This window comes from Zoogloea sp. JDB1, from assembly GCF_056724025.1.
Genome location: NZ_CM161496.1, coordinates 5555594 through 5578198 on the forward strand (window position 1 = coordinate 5555594; position 22605 = coordinate 5578198).

At 67.1% G+C, this 22605-nt stretch carries 17 protein-coding genes and 1 pseudogene; 11 read left to right on the plus strand and 7 right to left on the minus strand.

What is annotated here, in order from left to right; translation table 11 throughout:
- Nucleotides 1-11: 11 nt before the first annotated feature.
- Genes AC1PPK_RS25235 through AC1PPK_RS25255 form a run of 5 tightly spaced genes read right to left on the minus strand, consistent with a single transcriptional unit; the run spans nt 12 to nt 7569 of the window.
- On the minus strand, nt 12-578 hold the full coding sequence (locus tag AC1PPK_RS25235) for a hypothetical protein (RefSeq protein ID WP_481115719.1): 567 nt from the start codon (nt 576-578) through the stop codon (nt 12-14).
- Entirely contained in the window at nt 553-1362 is an 810-nt protein-coding gene (locus tag AC1PPK_RS25240; RefSeq protein WP_481118268.1) for a type IV pili methyl-accepting chemotaxis transducer N-terminal domain-containing protein, read from the minus strand. Before AC1PPK_RS25240 ends, AC1PPK_RS25235 begins: the two co-directional genes overlap by 26 nt.
- A 5-nt stretch (nt 1363-1367) precedes the next feature.
- Nucleotides 1368-2825, minus strand: coding sequence for a metalloprotease TldD (gene tldD, locus AC1PPK_RS25245; protein WP_481115720.1), 1458 nt, complete (start codon nt 2823-2825; stop codon nt 1368-1370).
- A 31-nt stretch (nt 2826-2856) separates the two neighbouring features.
- Complete coding sequence (locus tag AC1PPK_RS25250; protein WP_481115721.1) at nt 2857-3672, minus strand: carbon-nitrogen hydrolase family protein; 816 nt, start codon at nt 3670-3672, stop codon at nt 2857-2859.
- A 21-nt stretch (nt 3673-3693) separates the two neighbouring features.
- On the minus strand, nt 3694-7569 hold the full coding sequence (locus AC1PPK_RS25255) for a YhdP family protein (RefSeq protein ID WP_481115722.1): 3876 nt from the start codon (nt 7567-7569) through the stop codon (nt 3694-3696).
- Between the two features lie 168 nt (nt 7570-7737).
- Between AC1PPK_RS25255 and glnE the strand changes: the two genes are divergently transcribed.
- Nucleotides 7738-10428 carry a bifunctional [glutamate--ammonia ligase]-adenylyl-L-tyrosine phosphorylase/[glutamate--ammonia-ligase] adenylyltransferase gene (gene glnE, locus AC1PPK_RS25260; RefSeq protein ID WP_481115723.1) on the plus strand — a complete coding sequence of 897 codons (2691 nt, stop codon included), beginning with the start codon at nt 7738-7740 and terminating at the stop codon, nt 10426-10428.
- A gap of 12 nt (nt 10429-10440) precedes the next feature.
- On the plus strand, nt 10441-11637 hold the full coding sequence (locus AC1PPK_RS25265; RefSeq protein WP_481115724.1) for a polysaccharide pyruvyl transferase family protein: 1197 nt from the start codon (nt 10441-10443) through the stop codon (nt 11635-11637).
- Between the two features lie 151 nt (nt 11638-11788).
- Here AC1PPK_RS25265 and AC1PPK_RS25270 read toward each other — a convergent pair whose 3' ends face one another.
- Nucleotides 11789-12739: an MBL fold metallo-hydrolase gene (locus tag AC1PPK_RS25270; RefSeq protein WP_481115725.1), complete on the minus strand. Its 951-nt coding sequence runs from the start codon at nt 12737-12739 to the stop codon at nt 11789-11791.
- Nucleotides 12740-12877: 138 nt separating this feature from the next.
- On the opposite strand from AC1PPK_RS25270, the gene AC1PPK_RS25275 reads away from it, so the two are divergent.
- The 6 genes and pseudogenes from AC1PPK_RS25275 to AC1PPK_RS25300 all read left to right on the plus strand — a co-directional run bounded on the left by AC1PPK_RS25275 (nt 12878) and on the right by AC1PPK_RS25300 (nt 18491).
- On the plus strand, nt 12878-13141 hold the full coding sequence (locus AC1PPK_RS25275; protein ID WP_481115726.1) for a hypothetical protein: 264 nt from the start codon (nt 12878-12880) through the stop codon (nt 13139-13141).
- 151 nt (nt 13142-13292) lie between these two features.
- Entirely contained in the window at nt 13293-15116 is a 1824-nt protein-coding gene (recQ, locus tag AC1PPK_RS25280) for a DNA helicase RecQ (protein ID WP_481115727.1), read from the plus strand.
- Nucleotides 15117-15129: 13 nt separating this feature from the next.
- Nucleotides 15130-15303 (plus strand): annotated as a pseudogene (locus tag AC1PPK_RS25285) (transposase); the annotation flags it as partial.
- Between the two features lie 315 nt (nt 15304-15618).
- Entirely contained in the window at nt 15619-15981 is a 363-nt protein-coding gene (locus AC1PPK_RS25290) for a hypothetical protein (protein WP_481115728.1), read from the plus strand.
- 136 nt (nt 15982-16117) lie between these two features.
- Nucleotides 16118-17419 (plus strand): DUF3422 family protein, encoded by a 1302-nt coding sequence (locus AC1PPK_RS25295; protein WP_481115729.1) that lies wholly within the window; start codon nt 16118-16120, stop codon nt 17417-17419.
- Nucleotides 17420-17558: 139 nt separating this feature from the next.
- The gene (locus tag AC1PPK_RS25300; protein WP_481115730.1) at nt 17559-18491 is read left to right on the plus strand and encodes a phosphoribosylaminoimidazolesuccinocarboxamide synthase; all 933 of its coding nucleotides are present in this window, start codon (nt 17559-17561) and stop codon (nt 18489-18491) included.
- Nucleotides 18492-18615: 124 nt separating this feature from the next.
- Here the strand turns inward: AC1PPK_RS25300 and AC1PPK_RS25305 are convergent, their stop codons facing one another.
- Nucleotides 18616-19488 (minus strand): HDOD domain-containing protein, encoded by an 873-nt coding sequence (locus tag AC1PPK_RS25305; RefSeq protein ID WP_481115731.1) that lies wholly within the window; start codon nt 19486-19488, stop codon nt 18616-18618.
- Nucleotides 19489-19595: 107 nt separating this feature from the next.
- Between AC1PPK_RS25305 and AC1PPK_RS25310 the strand changes: the two genes are divergently transcribed.
- From AC1PPK_RS25310 to AC1PPK_RS25320, 3 genes are all read left to right on the plus strand, one after another.
- Nucleotides 19596-21665: a M3 family metallopeptidase gene (locus AC1PPK_RS25310; RefSeq protein ID WP_481115732.1), complete on the plus strand. Its 2070-nt coding sequence runs from the start codon at nt 19596-19598 to the stop codon at nt 21663-21665.
- Nucleotides 21662-22138 (plus strand): DUF4124 domain-containing protein, encoded by a 477-nt coding sequence (locus AC1PPK_RS25315; protein WP_481115733.1) that lies wholly within the window; start codon nt 21662-21664, stop codon nt 22136-22138. The genes AC1PPK_RS25310 and AC1PPK_RS25315 overlap by 4 nt, the downstream gene beginning before the upstream one ends.
- A 77-nt stretch (nt 22139-22215) precedes the next feature.
- Entirely contained in the window at nt 22216-22581 is a 366-nt protein-coding gene (locus AC1PPK_RS25320) for a NifB/NifX family molybdenum-iron cluster-binding protein (protein WP_481115734.1), read from the plus strand.
- Nucleotides 22582-22605: the final 24 nt, after the last annotated feature.

The window sequence follows — 22605 nt, forward strand, 5'->3', positions numbered from 1 at the left end:
ATGAAACGGGCTCAGCGCCGCAGGCGCCCGCCCCAGCCTATGCCGCCGTAACCGCGCCAGCCCGGGTAGCCCGGCGGATAGGCGTAGGGATAGGGCCACAACGGGTCCCAGTAGGGCTGGGACTGCAAGCGGTAGCGCTCGGCGTCGGCCTTCGCCTTGTCGAGGGCGGCGGCCTGCTCGGTGTCGCGGCGGACCTTGTCGGCGGTGGCCTGGTCGCGAGCCCAGCGTTCCTGGGCCGCGGTGATCGCATCGAGCACCTCGGGGGCCACGCCCTGCTCGCGCAGGCGGATCGCCTCCGACGGGCTGAGCGCATGACGGGTGCCGGTGCGCTTGAGGGTTTCCAGCAGCGTCGCGGTCGGCACGCCGGCGCGGGACTGGCGCAGGATCTCGTTGAGGCTCAAGGGCGGCTCCGCACGAGCCGCCTCGAGCCGGGCCAGTTCGGCCGGGTCGAGACGCTGGATGGCCTGTGGCGAGGACGACGGCGTCGCACAGGCGCCGAGCAACACGGTAGCAGCTGCGAGGATCGCCCCCCGCAGGCGGGCAAGTGCCCGATTACGCATCGCGGGCCAGCTTTTCATACAGGCTGACGACCAGATCCATCTGCTCGAGGATGCGTTCGCTGGTCGAGCCGACCACCTCCGCGGCCTTCTTCTGGTCGGCTGCGGTATTGAGGCCCAACGCGTTGCGGAAGAAGAACCACTGCTGTTCCACCAGCACCAGTTCGGTCTTGATCTGCGGCGTGTTCTGCGGGCTGGCCTTCAGCGTCTCGTGGGCCTTGGCGAATTCCTTGACTGCCGCGTCCAGCATCTCTCCGGCGGGGCCGGCATTGACGCCGAACTGGCGGAAAAAATACGCCTTGGCCATGCGCTGGGACAGCATGCGCTGGCGCCCGGCAAGGTTTACCAGCTGGCCGGCCGTCGAGCCGGCGCTCTTTTCATAGGCCAGCGTCAGCTTGTGGGCGGCCGTCAGCACCGCCTCGCTGCTGGTCCACACCGCCTTCGGATCGCTACGGAGGTCGTTGAGCAGCGGCCGGTAACGGGCCCACTCCTGCTCCAGTGGCGGCAAAGCGGCGCGCACGTCGTCGCTGGGCTGAATGGCCTTCAACTCAGTCATCTGCAGGTCGAAGAGCTGCACCGAACGGCTCAGCAGGATGCCGGCCCGGTCGGGCTGCACACCCAGCACACGCATCAGCCAGGCCTTGGCCGTGCGCTGGGACAGCATGCGCTGGCGCCCCGCCTTGTTGATGGCAATGGCCGGGCTGGAACTGCCGACGGCCTCCGCCGGAGCGGGCGCTGCCAACACGCCCTTCACCGCCAGACTGCTGCAGACTCCGGCCAGGGCCAGGAAGCGCCGCCGCTCCATCGTGCTCAAGCGCCGGTACCGCCGACGGTCAGGCCGTCGATACGCAGGGTGGGCTGCCCGACGCCGACCGGTACGCTCTGGCCATCCTTGCCGCAGGTGCCGACGCCCGGATCGAGCTGCAGGTCGTTACCGATCATCGACACGCGGGTCAGGCAGTCGGGGCCGTTGCCGATCAGCGTGGCACCCTTCACTGGGCGGGTGACCTTGCCGTCCTCGATCAGGTAGCACTCGGAGGTGGAGAAAACGAACTTGCCGGAGGTGATGTCCACCTGCCCGCCACCGAAGTTGGCGGCATAGAGGCCGTTCTTCACCGACGCGATGATCTCGGCCGGCTCGTGCTGGCCGGCCAGCATGATGGTGTTGGTCATGCGCGGCAGCGGCAGGTGGGCAAAGGATTCGCGACGGCCGTTGCCGGTGGGCGCGACGCCCATCAGGCGGGCGTTGAGCATGTCCTGCATGTAGCCGACCAGGATGCCGTCCTCGATCAGCACGGTGCGCTGGGTCGGATTGCCCTCGTCGTCGATGGTCAGGGAGCCGCGACGGTCCTGCAGCGTGCCGTCGTCCACCACGGTGACGCCCTTGGCCGCCACCTGCTGGCCGATGCGGCCGCTGAAAGCCGAGCTTTCCTTGCGGTTGAAGTCCCCTTCCAGGCCGTGGCCGATGGCTTCGTGGAGCAGGATGCCGGGCCAGCCATTGCCGAGCACGACGGTCATCGTGCCGGCCGGCGCCGGGCTGGCGCCGAGATTGACGCGCGCCTGATGAACCGCCGCCTTGGCGAAGCCGGACAGCACCTCGTCGCTGAAGTAGCCGTAGTCGTAACGCCCGCCACCGCCGCTGGAGCCCTGCTCGCGGTGGCCGTTCTCTTCCATGATCACCGACACCGACACCCGCACCAGCGGGCGCACGTCGGCGGCCAGATGGCCGTCGCTGCGCGCCACCAGCACTACCTCCCAGGTGCCGACCAGGCTGGCCATGACTTCCTTCACGCGCGGGTCCTCGGCGCGAGCCATCGCCTCAAGGCGCTCCAGCAACTTGACCTTGGCCACGTCGTCGAGGGAGTCATGCGGGTTGTCGGCGCGGTACAGGGCCAGCGGCGCCTTCCTGACGGCCTCGATCTTGTGGGTCTTGCGGCGGCCGCTGTCGGCGATCGCGCGGGTTGCGTCGGCGGCGTCCTTGAGGGCCTTCAGGCTGATGTCGTCGGAGTAGGCGAAGGCGGTCTTCTCGCCGGTGATGGCGCGCACGCCGACGCCCTGCTCGATGTTGAAGCTGCCCGACTTGACGATGCCCTCCTCCAGGCTCCAGGCCTCGGAGCGGTGGTACTGGAAGTACAGGTCGGCATAGTCGAGCTTGTGGCGGAACAGCTTGCCGAAGACCTTGTCGAGATCCTCGAAGTCCAGGTCGTAGGGTTTCAGCAGCAGCTTGCTGGCCAGCTTGAGGGGATTGGGCGGGGGATTCTGGCTCATGGTCTCTCGGGGAAAATGTGTGTTCTTCGGGTCAGCCGATCTTGCGGTGCTGCAAGGCCGGCAGGCTGGCGCGGACATCGGCGATGCGCGCCGGATCGAGGTCGGCGACCACCACGCCGGGGCCTTCCGGCAGGCGGGCGAGCACCTCGCCCCACGGGTCGATGATCATGCTGTCACCCCAGGTACGCCGCCCACTGGGGTGCCTGCCGCCTTGGGCGCTGGCCAGCACGTAGCATTGGTTCTCCACCGCGCGGGCGCGCAGCAGCATTTCCCAGTGGGCCTTACCGGTAGTGTAGGTGAAGGCCGCCGGCAGGACGATCAGGTCGACGGTGCCCATCGCACGGAAAAATTCGGGAAAGCGCAGGTCGTAGCAGATCGACAGGCCGATGCGGCCGCAGGGGCCCTCGAAGCTGACGACCTCGTTGCCGGCCTCGATGGTGGCGGATTCGTCGTAATACTCGTCACCTTTGCGGAAGCCGAACAGGTGAATCTTGTCATAGCGGGCCACGCGCCGGCCCTCGTCGTCGTAGACGAGGGTGGAATTCTTGACCCTGTCGGACACCGAGGCTTCCATCGGACAGGAGCCACCGATCAGCCACACCTTGTGTCGGCGGGCCGTGTCACGCAGGAAAGTCTGGATCGGGCCGCTGCCGTCGTCCCGCTCGCGGATGCGTACCTTGGCGCTCTCGTCGGCGGTGATCAGCGGGAAATACTCGGGCAGCGCGACGAGTTTCGCACCGGCCTCGGCCGCCTCGGCGATCAGGCGCCCGGCGTCGGCCAGGTTGGCGTCCACGTCGGGGCCGGAGACCATCTGGACGCTGGCGATGCGGCAAAGCGATTGTGTCATGGGCGTCTCCTCGCAGACGGACTAAGGGGGTGTCGCGAGCGGCTTGACCGCCAGCTTGTCGACCTTGGGGTCGGACCAGCTGCCGGTCACCGCGTACTCGAAGCTGAACAGCTTCTCGACCGGATCGCGCAGAACCTTCTGCACCAGATAGGCGGCCAACCCGATCGCCGGGTGGATGGCACCGGTAGTCGCGATGGCGGAGCCGACCGCGATCGACTCGGACAGCGTGGGCTGTACCTTGACCCGCAGGTTCTGCGTTTCCCGCACTGAGTCGGCCTCACCGCTCATATAGACACGGGCCGCGGGGCCGAACAGATCGAGGTCATCGGTACGCAGCACGCCGTTGTTCATCTGGATGCTACCGGAAATACGGTCGAAGGCGAATCCTTCGGAAAACACGTCACGGAAATCCAGCGTGATGCGGCGCGGCAGCGACTGCAGGCTGAGCACCCCGAGCAGACGCCCGACGCCCGGCTCGAGCTGCGTGAACTGACCGTTTTCCACATTGACCTGCAGCTTGCCGCCCAGGGTCGGGAAGTGGATGGACGTGGGCGCCCCGTGCCAGGACACGTCGCCTTCCAGCTGGGCCTTGCCGCGCTTGACCGCCTCCGGGTAACCGAGGCGGCTGAGCATCTTCTCCACGCTGCTCACGTCGAGCTTGAAGTTGAGGCGGGTCTCCTCCCGGCTGCCGGGCCGCCAGCTGCCGTCGCCAGTCAGGCTGCCGTCCGGATTGACGATGCTGAGCTGCTCCAGCCGCCAGAGGTCGCCGCGGTTGGCGGCCTTGAGATCAAGCTTGCCGAGGGAATGGCCACGCAGCACGAAGCTGTCGGCACTGATGTCCAGGCCGGGCAGTTCGGACAGGCGCTCCTCGTCGGCGCGGGACGACGTGTCGGTCGCGTCCTTGCCGCTGGCCGAACCCACCGACAACTGCTTGAAGCGCCCCTGCAGGCGGCCACGGCCCTGATCGCGCCATACTACGTCGCCGCTGGCCTCGCGGCTGGCCAGCCGGGCCTGCCAGCCGCCCTCCTCCATCACCGCGCGCAGGGTCACATCGTTGAGGCGCTGGCCGAGCAGGCGCAGCTCGCTGGCCCGCAGGGCCAGGCCGGACAGCGGGAAGCCGCTGCTGTCCTGGCTGCCGTTGGCCGGCGCAGCCGCCGTCTTGCCGGCCAGCGCCCTGCGCCACGCGTCGGCATCCAGGCGGTCGGCGGTGGCGCTGACCAGCACGCCCTTGTCGCCCAGTCGCACCGGTTCGTTGAGGGCCATGCCACCGCGCACGACCACCGTGCGGTTGCCTTCACGGCGGCGCATGAACTGGGCCTGGAAGGCCTGGCCGGCGGCCAGCTTGAGGGTGTCGCCGCCCGGCACGCCATTGACCGAGGGGTTGGCGAGCATTTCGAAGTGGAAGGGCAGCACCGCGGCAGCCGACTTGTTGAGCGGTTCGGGCAGGCTGGAGCTGACCCCCTGCAGGCCCGTGTCCAGCACGAAGGCCACGCCGCCCTGCTTCGGCACGCTGATCGCCCCCTTCCACGCAGCAGAGCCCGACAGGTGGTCGAGCAGCGGCAGGTCCAGCTCGCGCCGCAGGGCCTGGGCGCTGAGGGTGCCCTGGGCATTGATCAGCACGCTGCCGTCGGCGCGGCTGCCGCCGGCGACGCTTACCGGGTCGCCAAGCACGCGGGCGGTGCCGCTCTTGATCTGCAGCTGACTCTCGGTGAAGGCCACCCTCCCGCTCGCTTCGGTGAACACCGGCATGGCCGGGTCGACCTGCAGCTGGTTGTGGGTGAACTGGTACTCGCCCTTGACCCGAGAGTTCTCCATTTTCTGCAGCGGCAGAGTCAGGTGCAGGTCCAGGCTGCCGCTGCCGTCGGCGCGGAAGGGGTCGGTGAAATGGTTGATCTTGCCGGCGATCGGGCTCTCCGAGAGGAAGCGCAGGAAATCCTGAGTCGGCCCGCCGGCGCTGCCGCGGATGCCCAGCACATCGTTGTTCTCGAAATCCGGCAGCACAACCGCCACATCCTTCAGTTCGACACCGAAGATATGGGCCCGCTGGGCCTTCACGGTCATGCCGGGGCCTTCGAAGATCAGCTCGCCGGTGATGCCGTCGATCTTCGGCCAGCCCGGTGCATAGTCCAGGCGGCCGTCGGCGATCCGCGCGATGACGCGGAAGGTTCCGTCCTTCGGGTTGCGGAACGGGAATTTGGCCAGATCGCCCTTCAGGACCAGCCGCGTGTCCAGCGCCTTGCCACCGGTCAGGCTGTGCTGCAGCCAGTCGCGGGCGTCCTTGTTCACCACGCTGGGCATGTAGCGCCACACCGCGGTGCTCTCGGCTTCCGACAGGCGCGCCTGTAGATCGATTTCCCCCAGCGTGTCGGGCGTGGCCCGATAGCGGCCGGAGGCACTGCCGCGGGCGTCCTTGTTGGCGAAGCCGACCTTGTCCAGGCTGAGCTCCAGCACGCCGCCGGGGTGGCTCCAGGCGCCCTCCACCGCCAGCTCGGAGAACACCAGCCGCGGCTCAGGAAAAACCCGCGGCAGATCGACGCTGGCGTCCTTGCCGCTCAGGGAGAAGCGGCCGCCGCGGTCGTTGCCCTCCACACGCCCTGACAACCCGGCAAAGCCCGGCCACGTGCCCACCGGCGCGATACCCAGGTGACTGAACGTAGCGTCCATCGCGTAGGTGGCGACAGGCTCACCGTCGGTACCGCCGCTCCACTTGACGTTAAGTGGCGCCACCGTACCGCTCGGTGCCAGTTCGGCCAGGTGCTTGCGGAAGTCCTCGTCGAGGGGCAGCCGCCCGGCCAGGCCCGACAGCGCAGCCAGATCCAGCTGATTGGCGACGAACTCACCCTTGCTCGGCGTACCGCCGCGGCGCTCCTGCAGGCGCAGGAAGAAATCGGTCGGCGCCACCGTCAGGCCATCGCGGGTCTGCAGGGACAGGCGTTTGGCGCTGGCTTCGATGACGCCCTTGTCGTTGCGGAAGCGCAGCCGGCCTTCGGCGTGAGCCAGCGGGATGTCCTCGAGGTCCTTGCCAAGGCGGGCATGGGCATCGCGCAGCGCGAAGTCGGCGGTCAGCGCCGTGAAACGGCCCTTCGCGAAATCCAGCCAGACGCGCAGGCCACCGGCACCATCGGCATCGAGGGGATAATCGACCCATTGCCGCCATGCACCGAGATCGGCGTAATCGAGGCCGGCATAGAGCTCGCCGCTCCAGGTGTCGAGGCGGGCCGGATCGCGGCCGCGTAATTCACCGCGCACGTCGAGGGTCGCCGCAAGCTGCGCCGGCGGCTGGGCAACCAGGCCAAAACGGTGGCTGGCGCCGTGGTTTTCCAGGCGGAAGGACAGCTTGTCGAGGCTCAACGGCTCGGCCCCACGCAGCGCGTCGGACCACTCCACCCGCGCGTTGCGAATCACGATCTCGCGCTGGTCGAGCAGCCATGCCGGAAAATCGCTGGATTCACCAGCCGTATTGACCTGCAATCCAGCCACGAAAATGCGTCCATCGGCAAGGCGCCGGATGGCCAGGTCGGGGGCTTCGATCTCCAGCCGGTGCAGGCGCAGGCGCATGAACAGCAGCGACGACCAACCCACTTCGGTATCCACCTGGTTCAGGCTCAGGGCCGCTTGGCCGGCCCTGTCCTTGATGACCAGCCCGCCCAGTTGGAGGTGCGGATGCAAGCCGCGCCAGTCGGCGGACAGGCTGCCGATGTCCACCGGCAGGCCGAGGGAACGGGACAGCAGCTGGGCAATCTCGCCCCGGTAGGCCGGCACCATCGGCAGTACCACGTGGCGCATGCCGAGAAAGCCCAGCCCGGCGACGAAATAGACGATCAAGCCGACACTCACCAGCCGGCGCACGCACACGCTGGGCAGATGGAGTAGCAACCAGCGTAGAAACTTAGGCACGTGCAGCACGGAGGCCACCCTTACGGGCGGATTCAGCCCCGACAGGGGCGGGCCGGACAGGTTGCCGGAGGGCAATGCATCCGGCTTCAGGCTTGACGAAAATCAGTCCGGCAGACATAACTCGGGGCGAACATAAACAGTCCCGTATTCTATCAATCGGCCCAGCCCATGTCCGAACCGAACATCATTCTTCCTGCCCCCGTCGAGACTGCACTCGCCAGCTCCCGCTTCCTGCGTCGCCAGCTGGACAGCCGCCCGTGGCTGACAGGGACACTCGCCGCCAGCATTGGCGCGCCCCTCGACGCCACCGCGCTGCGGGATTACCTGCGTGCCGAGAAGGTGGACGACAACAACCTGAAGACGGTTCTGCGCAAGCTGCGGGCCTGGGTGATCTGCCACGTGCTGGTGCGTGACATCGCGCGCTTGGCCGACCTGGCGGAAGTCACCGAGACGATGACGCTGCTCGCCGACATCGCCGTCGAGACCGCCCACGACGTACTGCGCGAACAACTGGTGGCCCGCCACGGCGTGCCGGTGTCCTCCGACGGCCGCGAGCAGGAGTTCATCATCATCGGCATGGGCAAACTGGGCGGCCGCGAGCTCAACGTGTCGTCCGACATCGACCTGATCTTCGTCTATCCGGAAGACGGCGCCACCGCCGGACCGAAGATCATCGACAACTTCGAATTCTTCACCAAGCTCGGCCGCGGTGTGATCCAGGCCCTCAACGACCTCACCGGCGACGGCCAGGTCTTCCGCGTGGACATGCGCCTGCGCCCCAACGGCGACTCCGGCCCGCTGGTGGCCAGCTTCGACATGCTGGAAAACTACTTCATCACCCAGGGCCGCGAGTGGGAACGCTACGCGTGGATCAAGGCCCGCGTGTTGACCGGCATCCGCGGCGCCGAGCTGTCGGCGATCGCCCGCCCCTTCATCTTCCGCAAGTACCTGGACTTCGGCGCCATCAACGCGATGCGCGACCTGCACGCGCAGATCCGCCGCGAGGTGGCGCGCAAGGACATGGCCAACAACGTCAAGCTGGGCCCCGGCGGCATCCGCGAGATCGAGTTCCTGGCCCAGGTCTTCCAGCTGATCCGCGGTGGCCGCGACAGCGCGCTGCAGATCAAGCCGACCCTCAGGGTGCTCGATCGCCTCGCCGAGCGGAGCATCATCACCCGCCAGGCGGAGCGCGAGCTGGCGGCGGCCTACGATTTCCTGCGCCGCCTGGAGCACCGCCTGCAATACCTGGACGACGCCCAGACCCACAACCTGCCGACCAGCCCGGAGGACCAGGCGATCATCGCCAAGGCAATGGGCTTCGCCTCCTACGAGGCCCTGCTGGTGGAACTGGACGATCACCGGGAAATGGTCGGCCGCCACTTCAACGGCGTCTTCGGCGACCCCACCGAGGCCGGCCACGACCTCGACACCTTGTGGTCGACTGCCTGCGACGAGACGCGCAGCAGCGAAGAGTTCCAGCGCCTCGGCTATCCCGACCCGGCTGCCGCTGCGCGCCGCCTGTCCGCAGTGCGCAGCGGCAACCGCTACCAGCAGATGCCGCCGTCGATCAAGATGCGCTTCGACCCACTGATCCCGCGGGTCATTGAGGCCGCCGCCGAGACTGCCGACCCGAACGCCACCTTTGAACGCCTGCTCGACATGCTCGACGCGATCAGTCGGCGCGGCTCCTACCTGGCCCTGCTGCAGCAATACCCACAGACCCTGCACAAGGTTGCCGAGCTGGTCAGCGCCTCCTTGTGGGCGGCCCAGTTCCTCAACCGCCACCCGCTGCTCCTCGACGAAGCCCTCGACCCACGCATTCTCGAGGAAGAACTGGACCTGCCGGCCTTCCGCGCCGATCTGGCCCACCAGCTCGACGAGATCGAGCCGGACATGGAGCGCCAGATGGACCTGATGCGCGAACAGCACCACGCCCAGGTGTTCCGCCTGCTCACCAAGGACATCGCCGGCAAGCTGACCGTCGAGCGCCACGCCGACTTCCTGTCGGCACTCGCCGACATCATCGTGGACCTCACCATCACCGTGTGCTGGCGCAAGATCAAGAACCGCCACCGGGACGACCCGAAGTTCGCGGTACTGGCCTACGGCAAGCTGGGCGGCAAGGAACTCGGCTACGCCTCCGACCTGGACATGGTCTTCGTCCATGACGACGACGCCCCGGAGGCCGCCGAGGTCTACACCCGCCTCGGCCAGCGCACCAACACCTGGCTGTCCGCCCAGACCCCGGCTGGCCAGCTTTTCGAGACCGACCTGCGCCTGCGCCCCAACGGCGACTCGGGCCTGATGGTGGTGTCCCTCGAAGCCTTCCGCCAGTACCAGCTGGAGAACGCCTGGGTGTGGGAACACCAGGCCCTGACGCGGGCCCGCTTCTGCGCCGGCGACCGGGATATCGGCCGCAAGTTCGAGGCGATCCGCATCGAGGTGCTGCGCCAGCCCCGCGAGCTGGCCAAGCTGCGTGAAGAGGTGCTGGCGATGCGCCAGCGGATGGTGGATGCCCACAGCCACAAGTCGGAGCTGTTCGACCTCAAGCACGACCGGGGCGGCCTGATCGACGTGGAGTTCATCGTCCAGTACCTGGTCCTCGGCTACGCCCGTGAGCACGCCAGCCTGACCGGCAATCTGGGCAACATCGCGCTGCTGAAGATGGCCGGCGAACTCGGCCTGATTCCCGCCGACGAAGCCGCCGCAGTGGCCGACAGCTACCGGGAGTACCGCCGCCTGCAACACGGCCTGCGCCTCAACAGCCAGGCCTCTCGGGTGGAGCGGGCGCTGGTGGCCGAGCAGGCAGCCGGCGTGCGCGCCCTGTGGAACCGGGTCTTCGGCGACACGCTGACCTGAGGGCCGCCGAAAATGGAGCAGGTGCCGACGATCCTCTTCGGCGCCTTCGATCGCCACAACTTCGGCGACCTGCTGTTCCCGCACATCGCCGCGGCGCTGCTGCCCGGTATCGAACCGATCTTCGCCGGCCTAGCCGAACGGGACTTGCGCCCTTTCGGAGGGCATCGGGTACGGTCGCTCGCCTCACTCGCCGCCGAGTACGGCACACAGCCACTGAACCTGATCCACGTGGGCGGAGAGCTGCTGACCTGCGAAGCCTGGCCGGCGGCACTGATGCTGCAGACTACGGCCGACGCCGGCCCGCTGATCGCCCGCTACGACCGGCATCCCGCCGCCCGCCGCACATGGGCTCGCCGGCAGACCGGACTGGCCGACCAGGCGCCCTACTGCACCGCCCCCGGCCTGTTTCCCGTCGCGCGGGTGATCTACGCTGGCGTTGGCGGCGTGAGCCTGGACCAGACCGAGCCAGCACTACGCTGCGAAGTCCTGGCGAAACTGGCTGCCGCCCACGCGGTCGGCGTGCGCGACCGGATGACCCTCGCCCATCTCGAGACAGCGGGAATTTCAGCGGAGCTCGTGCCCGACCCGGCAGTGCAGGTCGCCGAACTGTTCGGTGACACGATCCGCCGCCACCAGCACGGCGACACCGTTGCCGACATGCTTCGCCGTTTTCCGAACGGTCATCTGACCGTGCAGTTCAGCGCCGACTTCGGCGACGACACGACGCTGGCAGGCATCGCCAGCCAACTGGCCCTGCTCGCCGAGGCCCGCGGCCTGGGCATCGCGCTGTTTCGCGCCGGCGCCGCACCGTGGCATGACGAACTGGACGGCCTCGAACGGGTCGCGCACCAGCTCGGCAGTCGCGCCCAAGTCTTCCGGTCGCTCCACCTCTGGGACATCTGCGCGCTGATCGCCGCCAGCCACGGCTTCTGTGGCAGCAGCCTGCACGGCCGCATCGTCGCGACCGCCTGGGCGCTACCACGGCTCAACTTCAGGCGACGCGGCGAGGGCACCAAGCAGGCTGCGTGGGCCACCACGTGGGAAACACCGGAGCAACCCGACGTGGTGGACATCGACGGCATCGCCAACGGCATGGCACGGGCGCTGGACGCCCCATCCGCCCCGCGCGAACGCCTGGCGCGGGAACTGGCTGCCCGTTACCGGGAAGGCTGGGCGGCACTACTCAAACAGGCCGCCGTCCTTCCTTAGGGCCTGATTCAGCGGAGGCACTCAGCCACCTGTGCAGGCGAGTCAACTCACCTCCGGACCTGGGCCAATCGTAGGGGGCGAATGAACTCGCCTTTGCAGTCCAGCCCCCGACAGACCAGCCGTCCAGCACGCCAGCCATCACGTCAATCGATCACGCCTTGGCGCGGGCGTCCAGCCACACGTCGAGGCCCTGGGCGTTGAGCTCCACGTCCAGCGCCAGCAGGCGCCGCCACTCGGCTTCCGGCACGGTCCAGCCCTGGCGCTGCGCCTCTTCGCCGACCAGCGCCCAGATGTCCGCCTCGATCGCCGCCTTGCGGCCGGTGCCGGCCGCCGCATGACGCTCGGCGATGGCCACATGGGCGTCGATCAGGCGGTGCAGGTCGGCGGTCAGGCGTGGCACGTCCTGCACCTGCGCATAGTGGGTCAGGTACATGGCCGTCGGTTGCTCGGCCTCCATGCGGGCAACGGAGGCGTGCATCGCGTCCGGCTCGAACTGCACCGGCGTAGTGGTCGGGAAGATGCTCGGGCGGCCGTCCACATCGAGGGTCCGGTAGGACAGGCCGAAGGTATCGCCGGTGAAGAAGGCCCGGCTGGCGGTGTCGAAGTAGCACACGTGGTGGCGCGCATGACCCGGCGTATCGAAGACGCGGATCTTGCGTCCGGCCAGATCGAGCTCCAGCCCCTCGGTGGCCTCGATGATGCGCTCCGCCGGCACCGGCACCAGCTCACCGTAAAGCTCCTTGGCACGCTCCGGCCCGTACACCGCCGACACGCCGGCAAACAGCTTGGACGGCTCGATCATGTGCCGCGCGCCGCGGGGATGGACCACCAGCCTGGCATTGGGGAAGGCCTGCATGAAGGCCCCGGCGCCACCGGCGTGGTCGAGATGGATGTGGGTCAGCAGCACGTAGTCGACCGCCTCCGGCGTCAGCCCGGTCTCGGCCAGCGCCGCCAGCACGTGACGCAGGGATTCGTTGTTGCCGGTATCCACCAGCGCCGCCCGGCCGCCCTCCTCGATGAGGTGGATGGCCGCCACGTCCGGCCCGGTGTAGCCCGAATCCACCGCGTAGATGCCATTGCCGAAACCGATCAAGCCATGCATGAAAATTCCTTCAAATAAACCGTGATTTCATTCACGAAAAGAACTTAAATAAGGGTTGCCTTCCATCGAAGACCGCATCTGACTGCGACCGTCCGGCCTCCCGCAACATCGATGGAAAGCCAGCAGGAGAACGCCATCATGTTGACACTGCAAGACTGCATCGAGCTCTCTGACCTGAGCGAAGACGAAATCCTCGCCATTGCCGAACACGAGCATGTACCTGAAATGCTCGCGGTGGAGATGGGCTGCTATCTATGCCACTCTCCGGAAGGCGACCGACGCATCCGCCACATGATCGCCGACGACATCAAGCATTCTCGTGAAAAGGGTGACGAGGAACACACCGCAGCACTACGCTCGGTACTCAAGCAATACATCGGCGAACATCACGGAACCGCATAGGCCACCATTCTGGGTCGCTTCCCAGGGCGCGGGTTGGCAGAATCGGCCAACCCGTTTTCATTTTCAGCCCAAATGACGGTTTGCGAGGCGGCACGAGCCGCTCAAAAGCTGTTCTGACCTGCACCGCCAGCCGGGGTAAAATCCCGGCCCTATGAGCCGCGCCCACGAAACCCTCTTCCACGTCTTCGGTTACACCCACTTCCGCGGTTCGCAGGAGGACATCGTCGAGCACGTGGCTGCCGGCGGCGACGCGCTGGTGCTGATGCCCACCGGCGGTGGCAAGTCCCTGTGCTACCAGATCCCGGCGCTGTTGCGGCCCGGCGTGGCGATCGTCGTGTCGCCGCTGATCGCGCTGATGCAGGACCAGGTCAGCGCGCTGAAGGAAGTCGGCGCGGCGGCGGACTTCCTCAACTCCAGCCTGAACTTCGAGCGGGCCATGGAGATCGAGCGGGCGATGCTGGCCGGCGCACTGGACCTGCTCTATGTGGCGCCGGAGCGCTTGGTCACGCCGCGCTTCCTCGACCTGCTCGACCACCTGCACGAGTCCGGCCAGCTGGCCCTGTTCGCCATCGACGAGGCCCACTGCGTGTCCCAGTGGGGCCACGACTTCCGGCCCGAATACCTGCAGCTGTCGATCCTGCCGGAGCGCTATCCGCAGGTGCCGCGCATCGCGCTGACCGCCACCGCCGACGCCCAGACCCGCCGCGAGATCGCCGAACGCCTGCGCCTGCTGGATGCCCGCGAGTTCGTATCCAGCTTCGACCGGCCGAACATCCGCTACACCATCGTCCCCAAGGATAATCCCCGCGCCCAGCTGTTGGCCTTCCTGAAGGACGGCCACCTGGACGAGGCCGGCGTCGTCTATTGCAGCTCGCGCAAGAAGGTGGACGAAACCGCCGCCTGGCTGCAGGAGAAGGGCATCGCCGCCCTGCCCTACCATGCCGGCATGGGCGCCGACGAGCGGGCCCTCAACCAGGACCGCTTCCTGCGCGAGGACGGCATCGTGATGGTCGCTACCGTCGCCTTCGGCATGGGGATCGACAAGCCCGACGTGCGCTTCGTCGCCCACCTGGACCTGCCCCGTTCCATCGAGGGCTACTATCAGGAGACGGGCCGCGCCGGCCGCGACGGCCAGCCCGCCGAGGCGTGGATGGCCTACAGCGTCGCCGACCTGGTGCAGCAGCGCCGCTTCATCGACCAGGGCGAGGCCGGCGATGAGGTGAAGCGCGTCGCCACCGCCAAGCTCGACGCGCTGCTGGGCCTCTGCGAGACCACCGGCTGCCGCCGCCAGCGCCTGCTCGGCTACTTCGACGAGGCCGCCGAACCCTGCGGCAACTGCGACACCTGCCTGCATCCGCCACAGGTGCGCGACGCCACCGAATCGGCCCGCAAGGCCCTGTCCTGCGTGTTCCGCACCGGCAGCCGCTTCGGCGCAGCCCACGTCGTGGATGTCCTCATCGGCAAAGCCACCGACAACGTGAAGAAGTGGCAGCACGACCAGGTCAGCACCTTCGGCATCGGCACCGAACTGGACGACAAGGGCTGGCGCACGCTGATCCGCCAGCTGGTGGCCCACGGCGCACTGGCGGTGGATCACGAACGCTATGGCGCGCTGATCCTCACCGAAGCCGCCCGCCCGCTGCTGCGCGGCGAAAGCAGCTTCACGCTGCGCATCGACACTGCCCCGGCCAAGAAGGGCCGCAAGGGCGACACCACCCGCAAGCTACGCGACTGGCCGGAAGCCACCGGCGCGGAAGCCGCGCTCCTCGACCGCCTGCGCGCCTGGCGCGCCGCCACCGCCAAGGAACGCAACGTGCCCGCCTACGTGATCTTCCACGACGCCACGCTACGCGACATCGCCCGCCAGCGCCCGGACAGCATCGAGGAACTGGCGACCATCTCCGGCGTCGGCGACCGCAAGCTGGATGCCTACGGGGAGGACATCCTCGCGCTGCTTGCCAGCGAAGCAGGCTGATCCGACACTGCTGGGCAAGCGTCTGTACGCCCGGCGCAAGGAAACGGTTGAGCGCAGCTTTGCCGACGCCAAGGAGCTGCATGGGCATCGCTATGCCCGCTTCAGGGGCTTGGCCAACGTGCAGGCCCAATGCCTGCTCTCGGCCGCCTGTCAGAACATGAAGCGAATGGCCTTGGTACTGGCCCGCAAGGCAAAGGAAGAGGCCGACAGGCTACTTTTACATCTGATCCCGCCCTCAGTAGGGCTCACCGAACCTGCAGAACCGCGGCCTGGCCAAAATGGCGTTTCCGACTCGCGTTTCACGGACGCTTGCACACCGCCTTCTGCTAAACCCGGAAAAACAGAACCCCCGAGAAATCCGGAGGTTCGCCAGCAGTCTGCGGCGAACTTGTTCGCCCTACCGCCTGACCAAAGGTCATTCGCGGGGGCAAGCAGATGCACCTCCTAGCCCACCCAAAGCCTGCTGGCGAAGGTTTTCGCCCTTGTTCTGAAGGAGTTTCCGATGGCCGCCCCCTGGTCCGCCCTGTTCAGCGCAATTCCCTGGTCCGACGTGATCGCCCATGCCCCGACCGTCGCCAAGGGCGCCCGCAAGCTGTGGCAGAAGGTTGGCAAGCATCACGCCAATGAAGCGGAAGCCCCCACCGCGCCGGCAGCCACAGATCCCGATTCCCGCTTCGGCGCAATCGATGCCCGCCTGACCGAACTCGAAGCCCGCCAGCAGGACAGTGCCGAACTGCTCGCCGCCCTCGCTGCCCAGAACGCCGAACTCGTACGCGCCGCCGAAGCCCTGCGCCGCCGCGTGCAGATTCTTGGAGGTGGCCTGCTGCTTCTCGCCGTCGCGTTCGTCGCCAGCCTTTTCCGCTGATCGTTGCTGCATCGCAACATCCTGTGTGATCCGCACCACGACGCATTGGCAGCCGCCCTTGCCAGCGCCCCTGCCGTAACGGCAAGATGATGGCCCGACGACCCCGCCCGGCCAATAATGCCGCAGAGCCGCCACCATGACCCTGCCCGACCTATTCATCGAGCACGACCAGCGCCAGGCCCTCAACGACGAATTCCACGCCCGGCCACCGGTGCCGCTGGAAAGCCCCCAGCTCATCAGCTACCTGGCGATGCACCACGGGGAGAATGCTCCCGACGCCGCTCTGCAGCATCTGCTCGCCCTCGGCAAACTTCTCGAACGCCCGATCGACAGTGACGGGCGCCACAGCCTGATCGACTTCGGCGGCTTCCAGCTCAAGTGGGAACTGCACAACGAGTTCTCCAGCTACACCTTCTTCCGCAAGGTCAGTCACGGTGAAGGCCTCGACCAGCCCACCTCGGCGCTGGCGGTGGTGCCGGAAGCCTGGTTGCGCAGCATGCCCGGTAAGCTGATCGTCGCCACCCACGTGGAACTGCGCAGCGTCGCCGAAATCACCCCCGAGAGCGTGATGGCCAAGCTGTCGCCGACCGGCAACCAGATGGTCGGCGCCAAGGTGGCCGACGGCGCTGCCTGGGTGTTCACCGACTTCCTGTTCGAAGCAGGCTTCTCGCGCTTCCTGATCATCGACGTGTCCCTGACCCGCCGCCAGGCCGGCCGCACCGTGCAACGCCTGGTCGAGATCGAGACCTACCGCCTGATGGCCCTGCTGGCCTTCCCGGTGGCCAAGGACGTCGGCCGCACGATCGGCGCTGCCGAGCAGCGCCTAGCCGACCTGATGGACCGCACCGGCTCGGCCCGCAACCCGGAAGACGAGCGCAGCGTGCTGGCCGACCTGACCACCATGGCCGCGGAGATCGAGCACTCGGTGGCCCGCACCACCTTCCGCTTCGGCGCCGCACGGGCCTACCACAGCCTCGTCATGCAGCGGATCACCGAACTGCGCGAACAGCGCATCAGCGGCCTGCCGACTTTCCACGAATTCATGGAGCGCCGCCTGCTGCCGGCGATGAACACCTGCGTGACGATGGCCCGCCGCCAGGAGGATCTCTCCAGCCGCGTGGCGCGCAACAGTCAGTTGCTGCGCACCCGCGTCGAGGTCGAACTGGAACGCCAGAACCAGGAACTGCTGGCCCAGATGAACCGCCGCGCCAAGCTCCAGCTGCACCTGCAGGAAACCGTCGAAGGCCTGTCGGTGGTGGCCATCACCTACTACGCCTCGCAGCTGGTGCAATACCTGGCCAAGGGCATGAAACACTACATCGAGCCGCTGACGCCGGAAGGCATCACCGCGGTGGCGATCCCGGTCATCGCCGCGCTGGTCGCCATCGGCACCCATCGCATGCGCAAGCACCTGGCTGCTGCCGAGGGTCACTCTTAAGGGCTTCATGGAGGGTCTGTGGGAGCGAATGCACTCGCTCCCACAGACGCCCTGGCTGATTCGCACCACGGAACGTGAGCGTTACTCACCTTCGGCTGCGCCGGTATAATCGCTTTTTGTCCAACGGACCTGACAGACCGTGACCACTCCGCTCTTCGAATCCTCCATCCGCAGCCTGCCCCTGCTGGGCCGCGGCAAGGTGCGCGACATCTACGCCATCGACGCCGACAAGCTGCTCATCGTCACCTCCGACCGTCTGTCGGCCTTCGACGTGATCCTGCCGGATCCGATCCCGCGCAAGGGCGAAGTGCTCACCGCCATGGCCAACTTCTGGTTCGCCCGGCTCGGTCACATCGTCCCGAACCAGCTCACCGGCATCGACCCGGCCAGCGTCGTCGCGGCCGACGAAGCCGAGCAGGTGCGCGGCCGTGCCCTGGTCGTCAAGCGTCTCACCCCGCTGCCCATCGAGGCTGTCGTGCGCGGCTACGTGATCGGTTCCGGCTGGAAGGACTATCAGGACACCGGCGCCATCTGCGGCATCGAGCTGCCCGCCGGCCTCAAGCAGGCCCAGAAGCTGCCGTTCCCGATCTTCACCCCGGCCAGCAAGGCCGACGTGGGTGACCACGACGAGAACATCAGCTTCGAACAGGCCCAGGCCCGCACCGACGCGCTGCTCGCCGGCGCCCTCAAGGGCACCGGCAAGACCGGCGCCCAGCTGGTGGCCGAAGCCCGCGACGCAGCGATCCGCCTGTACACCGAGGCCGCCGACTACGCCGCCACCCGCGGCATCATCATCGCCGACACCAAGTTCGAGTTCGGCATCGACGACGCCGGCACGCTGCATCTCATCGACGAGGCGCTGACGCCCGACTCCTCGCGCTTCTGGCCCGCCGACAGCTACGCTGAAGGCATCAGCCCGCCGAGCTACGACAAGCAGTACGTGCGCGACTACCTGGAAACCCTCGACTGGGGCAAGGTCGCCCCGGGCCCCAAGCTGCCGGAAGAAGTCGTCGCCCGCACCGCAGCCAAGTACGTGGAAGCCTACGAGAAGCTGACCGGCAACACGCTGTAAGCCGGCCAACGGCCAACGGGGCGATGATATCGCTTCCCTGGCCGTCGCTAAAATGAGCACGCGCGCCAAAGCCACGTGCCCGCACCCAACCCGCTCCGGCGGGTTGGGTCGTTTACGACTCCCCTCAGCCGACGTGGAAGATGTCGATCAGCGCCTTGCGCTCTTCCGCCGACTCTTCCAGCACCTCCGCCAGCTTGGCCTCGTCCAGCCCCAGCGTCGCTGCCTTGGCCAGCCCATGACGCAGATTCTCGGTTTCCGTTTCTGGAGTGAAGGGATTCCGCGTCTCGGCAACCAGATTGGCGATGAAGATCAGGTCCGGAATCGTACCCGGAGGCCAGGAGCCACCATAAAGCTCGGGATTGTCGACCGCATCCACCAGTTCCCGCGGCATGTTCATCGCCGCCAGCACAGCCCGCCCGACCGGCGCATGCCAGATTCGCACCAGATCCGACAGGGGGCTTTCGTCACTGAGCATCTCCGGGTATTCCCACACCCGCGCCAGCAGGAAGAACTGCCCGATGTCATGCACCATGCCGGCAAAGAAAGCGGCATCCGGATCGAGCCGGGTGCACCGACGCGCCAGCACGCAGGCCGTCGCCGCCACATCCACACTGTGCGCCCACAGCTTGCGGATCAGCGGCTGGTACGGCCCGAGCAGCTCCCGGTGCAGCAATTGCTCTGCCGCCACCGCCATCGCCAGCGCCCGTAGCTTGCCGAAACCGATGCGTACCAGCGCCTTCGGTACATCGGTCACCAGGCGCCCGCCGGGGTTGTACCAGACCGAATTCGCGAGGGCCACGGTCCGCGCCGCCAGCAGGGGCTCGGCCGACACCATCGCGGAGATCTTCGACACCTCCATGTCGGGCACGTCGAGGGCTTCGAGCACCCGCATCGTGACTTCCATCGAGGTCGGGAAGCGCAGCTCCCCCTCCTCCAGCTCCTTGGTGACGGTATGCAGGAACGCCTGCTCCGCCAGATTCAATGCCTTGTCGCTCACAGCTTGTTCCCCTTCAAACCGGCCGCTCCACACCTGTCGCCAAGGAAGGGCGACACTCCGTGCAGAATTCGGCACAATAAAACCACTCAACCGATCACCCGAAGAACATGACCAACACCCCAACCACCTCGCCCCTGCTCGAACTCTCCGGCCTGCCACGCTTCGATGCGATCGAGCCGGCCCATGTGGAGCCCGCTGTCCGCAGCCTGCTGGACGCCCTGCGCACCACAGTCGAACGCCTGCAGGACGATCCCGCCGTGCCCACCTGGGCCAACTTCGTCGAACCCATCGAGAACGAAGGCGAACGCCTCGGCCGTGCCTGGGGCGTTGCCGCGCACATGCACAGCGTCATGGATACCCCCGAATGGCGTGAAGCCTACAACGTGATGCTGCCGGAGGTCACCCGCTTTTATGCCGAACTGGGGCAGAACCTCAAACTCTTCCAGAAGTATAAGGCCATCAAGAACGGCCCCGAGTTCGCAACGCTGAGCCCGGCTCGCCAGCGCATCATCGACAACGAGCTGCGCGGCTTCCGTCTGTCCGGTGCCGAACTGCCGGACGAGCAGAAACCCCGCTTCCAGGCCATCCAGGAAGAACTCGCCGGCCTCGGCGCCAAGTTCTCCGAGAACCTCCTCGACGCCACCAATGCCTTCGCCCACATCGTCACCGACGAGGCCGAGCTGGCCGGCCTGCCCGACGACGTCATCGCCGCAGCCCGCGAGGCCGCCGACAAAGCCGGCAGCACTGGCTGGAAGTTCGGCCTCAAAATGCCGTCCTATCTACCGGTCATGCAGTATGCCGACAACCGGGTCTTGCGCGAAACCCTCTACCGCGCCTACGCCACCCGCGCCGCCGAGATCGACAATGGCTACAGCAAGGCCGAATGGAACAACGGCCCGCTGATCAGCCAGATCCTCGCCCTACGCGCCGAAGAGGCCGCACTGCTGGGCTACAAAAACTACGCCGAAGTGTCGCTGGTACCCAAGATGGCCGATACGCCGGAGCAAGTTCTCGGCTTCCTGCGCGAGCTGGCCGCCAAGGCCAAGCCCTTCGCCGAACGCGATCTGGCCGAACTGAAGACCTTCGCCAAGGACCAGCTAGGCCTCGACCCGCTCGAACCGTGGGACGTGGGCTATGCCTCCGAGAAGCTGCGCGTCGCCCAGTACGCCTTCTCCGAGCAGGAAGTGAAGGAATACCTGCCCGAACCCAAGGTGCTCGACGGCCTGTTCGGCGTGGTCCAGAAGCTCTACCGGGTCAGCATCAAGCCCGACAGCGGCCCGGTGTGGCACCCGGACGTGCGCTTCTTCCGCATCGAGCGCGACGGCCAGCTGGTCGGCCAGTTCTACCTCGACCTCTACGCCCGCGACACCAAGAAGGGCGGCGCCTGGATGGATTCGGCAATTACCCGCCGGCGCCTGGCCAGCGGCATCGAAACGCCGGTGGCCTACCTGGTGTGCAACTTCCCCGGCCCGGTGGGTGGCAAGCCGGCCACCTTCAGCCACGACGACGTGATCACCCTGTTCCACGAGAGTGGCCACGGCCTGCACCACCTGCTCACCAAGGTGGACGATCTGGCGGTATCCGGCATCCACGGCGTCGAGTGGGACGCCGTGGAACTGCCCAGCCAGTTCATGGAGAACTTCTGCTGGGAATGGGACGTGGTCCGCGAGATGACCGCCCACAGCGAAACCGGCGCCCCGCTGCCGAAAGAACTGTTCGACAAGATGCTCGCCGCCAAGAACTTCCAGAGCGGCATGCAGACCGTGCGCCAGCTGGAGTTCTCCCTGTTCGACCTGCTGATCCACATGGACTTCGATCCTGCCAAACGGGACGTCATGGACCTGCTCGCCGAGGTGCGCAAGGAAGTCGCCGTGCTGGTCCCGCCGGCCTGGCACCGCTTCCCCAACAGCTTCAGCCACATCTTTGCCGGCGGCTATGCAGCTGGCTACTACAGCTACAAGTGGGCAGAAGTGCTATCGGCGGACGCCTTCGCCGCCTTCGAGGAAGAAGGCCGCCCGAAGGGCAGCGTACTCGACGCCCAGACCGGGGAGCGCTTCTGGAACGAGATCCTGGCCGTCGGCGGCAGCCGCCCGGCACTCGACTCCTTCAAGGCCTTCCGCGGCCGCGAACCGCAGGTGGACGCCCTGCTGCGCCACAGCGGCATGGTGCCGGCATGATGGCCCTGCGGCTGTTCGGCCTGTTGCTGCTGGCCGCCGCGCTGCCGGCTGCGGCCCAGAACGCCTACCACTGGGTGGACGAAAAAGGACGCGTGCAATACAGCGATCAGCCGCCGCCCCAGTCGGTCAAACAGTTCGAAGAGCGCAAGCTGCAGGCCAACCGCGCCGCAGCCGGTCCCCAGCTCCCCTACGCCACGCGCAAGGCGGCCGCCGATTTTCCGGTGACCCTCTATGTGGGCAAGGACTGCGACCAGGCCTGCGACAACGCACGGGCACTCCTCAACAAACGCGGCGTGCCGTTTTCGGAAACCCTGCTTCAGACGGAAGCCGAGCTTGCAGCCTTCAAAAGCCGTTTCGGGAAAGAGCCTTTCGTACCAAGCATGACAGTCGGCCGCGAACTGGAAGCCGGCTTTGCCGAGGCCGCCTGGAACGATGCCCTCGATCGGGCCGGCTATCCATCCGGCAAGCGCTGACTGGCATGGACCTCGCTTGATTTTCCGGTAACGGCCCCGCAGCCGCGGGGCCTTCACCGACATCCAGCGAGGCCTCCATGACCGACACGCCCACCCAATCCGCCACTCTCAAGATCGCCGTTGCCACCAAGGGCCATGGCCAGGTGGACCTGCACTTCGGCCATGCCGACGACTTCCATGTGTACGAAGTCGACAAAGATGGCATCCGCTTCGTCGAAAAGCGCATTGTCGAACACTATTGCCAGGGCGGCTTCGGCGACGAGGACAAACGCGAGGTGATCATCCGCGCGCTCTCCGACTGTGCCGGCCTGCTCGTCGCCAAGGTTGGCGACGGCCCCAAGAAGCGCCTGCAGGACGCTGGCATCGAAGCCTCCGACGAGTTCGCCTACGGCGCCACCGAGGAGTCCCTACGGGCCTGGTATACAGCCCGCAGCGGGGCCTGATCGGCGCTGACCCGACCCGGCCAC

Bases quoted from the DNA above. Each gene is read 5' to 3' on its own strand.
- AC1PPK_RS25275 (WP_481115726.1), top strand. From the start codon at position 12,878: ATGTTGACACTGCAAGACTGCATCGAGCTCTCTGACCTGAGCGAAGAC.
- AC1PPK_RS25290 (WP_481115728.1), top strand. From the start codon at position 15,619: ATGGCCGCCCCCTGGTCCGCCCTGTTCAGCGCAATTCCCTGGTCCGAC.
- glnE (WP_481115723.1), top strand. From the start codon at position 7,738: ATGTCCGAACCGAACATCATTCTTCCTGCCCCCGTCGAGACTGCACTC.
- AC1PPK_RS25315 (WP_481115733.1), top strand. From the start codon at position 21,662: ATGATGGCCCTGCGGCTGTTCGGCCTGTTGCTGCTGGCCGCCGCGCTG.
- tldD (WP_481115720.1), bottom strand. From the start codon at position 2,825: ATGAGCCAGAATCCCCCGCCCAATCCCCTCAAGCTGGCCAGCAAGCTG.
- AC1PPK_RS25265 (WP_481115724.1), top strand. From the start codon at position 10,441: ATGGAGCAGGTGCCGACGATCCTCTTCGGCGCCTTCGATCGCCACAAC.
- recQ (WP_481115727.1), top strand. From the start codon at position 13,293: ATGAGCCGCGCCCACGAAACCCTCTTCCACGTCTTCGGTTACACCCAC.
- AC1PPK_RS25270 (WP_481115725.1), bottom strand. From the start codon at position 12,739: ATGCATGGCTTGATCGGTTTCGGCAATGGCATCTACGCGGTGGATTCG.
- AC1PPK_RS25235 (WP_481115719.1), bottom strand. From the start codon at position 578: ATGAAAAGCTGGCCCGCGATGCGTAATCGGGCACTTGCCCGCCTGCGG.
- AC1PPK_RS25240 (WP_481118268.1), bottom strand. From the start codon at position 1,362: ATGGAGCGGCGGCGCTTCCTGGCCCTGGCCGGAGTCTGCAGCAGTCTG.
- AC1PPK_RS25310 (WP_481115732.1), top strand. From the start codon at position 19,596: ATGACCAACACCCCAACCACCTCGCCCCTGCTCGAACTCTCCGGCCTG.
- AC1PPK_RS25250 (WP_481115721.1), bottom strand. From the start codon at position 3,672: ATGACACAATCGCTTTGCCGCATCGCCAGCGTCCAGATGGTCTCCGGC.
- AC1PPK_RS25295 (WP_481115729.1), top strand. From the start codon at position 16,118: ATGACCCTGCCCGACCTATTCATCGAGCACGACCAGCGCCAGGCCCTC.
- AC1PPK_RS25320 (WP_481115734.1), top strand. From the start codon at position 22,216: ATGACCGACACGCCCACCCAATCCGCCACTCTCAAGATCGCCGTTGCC.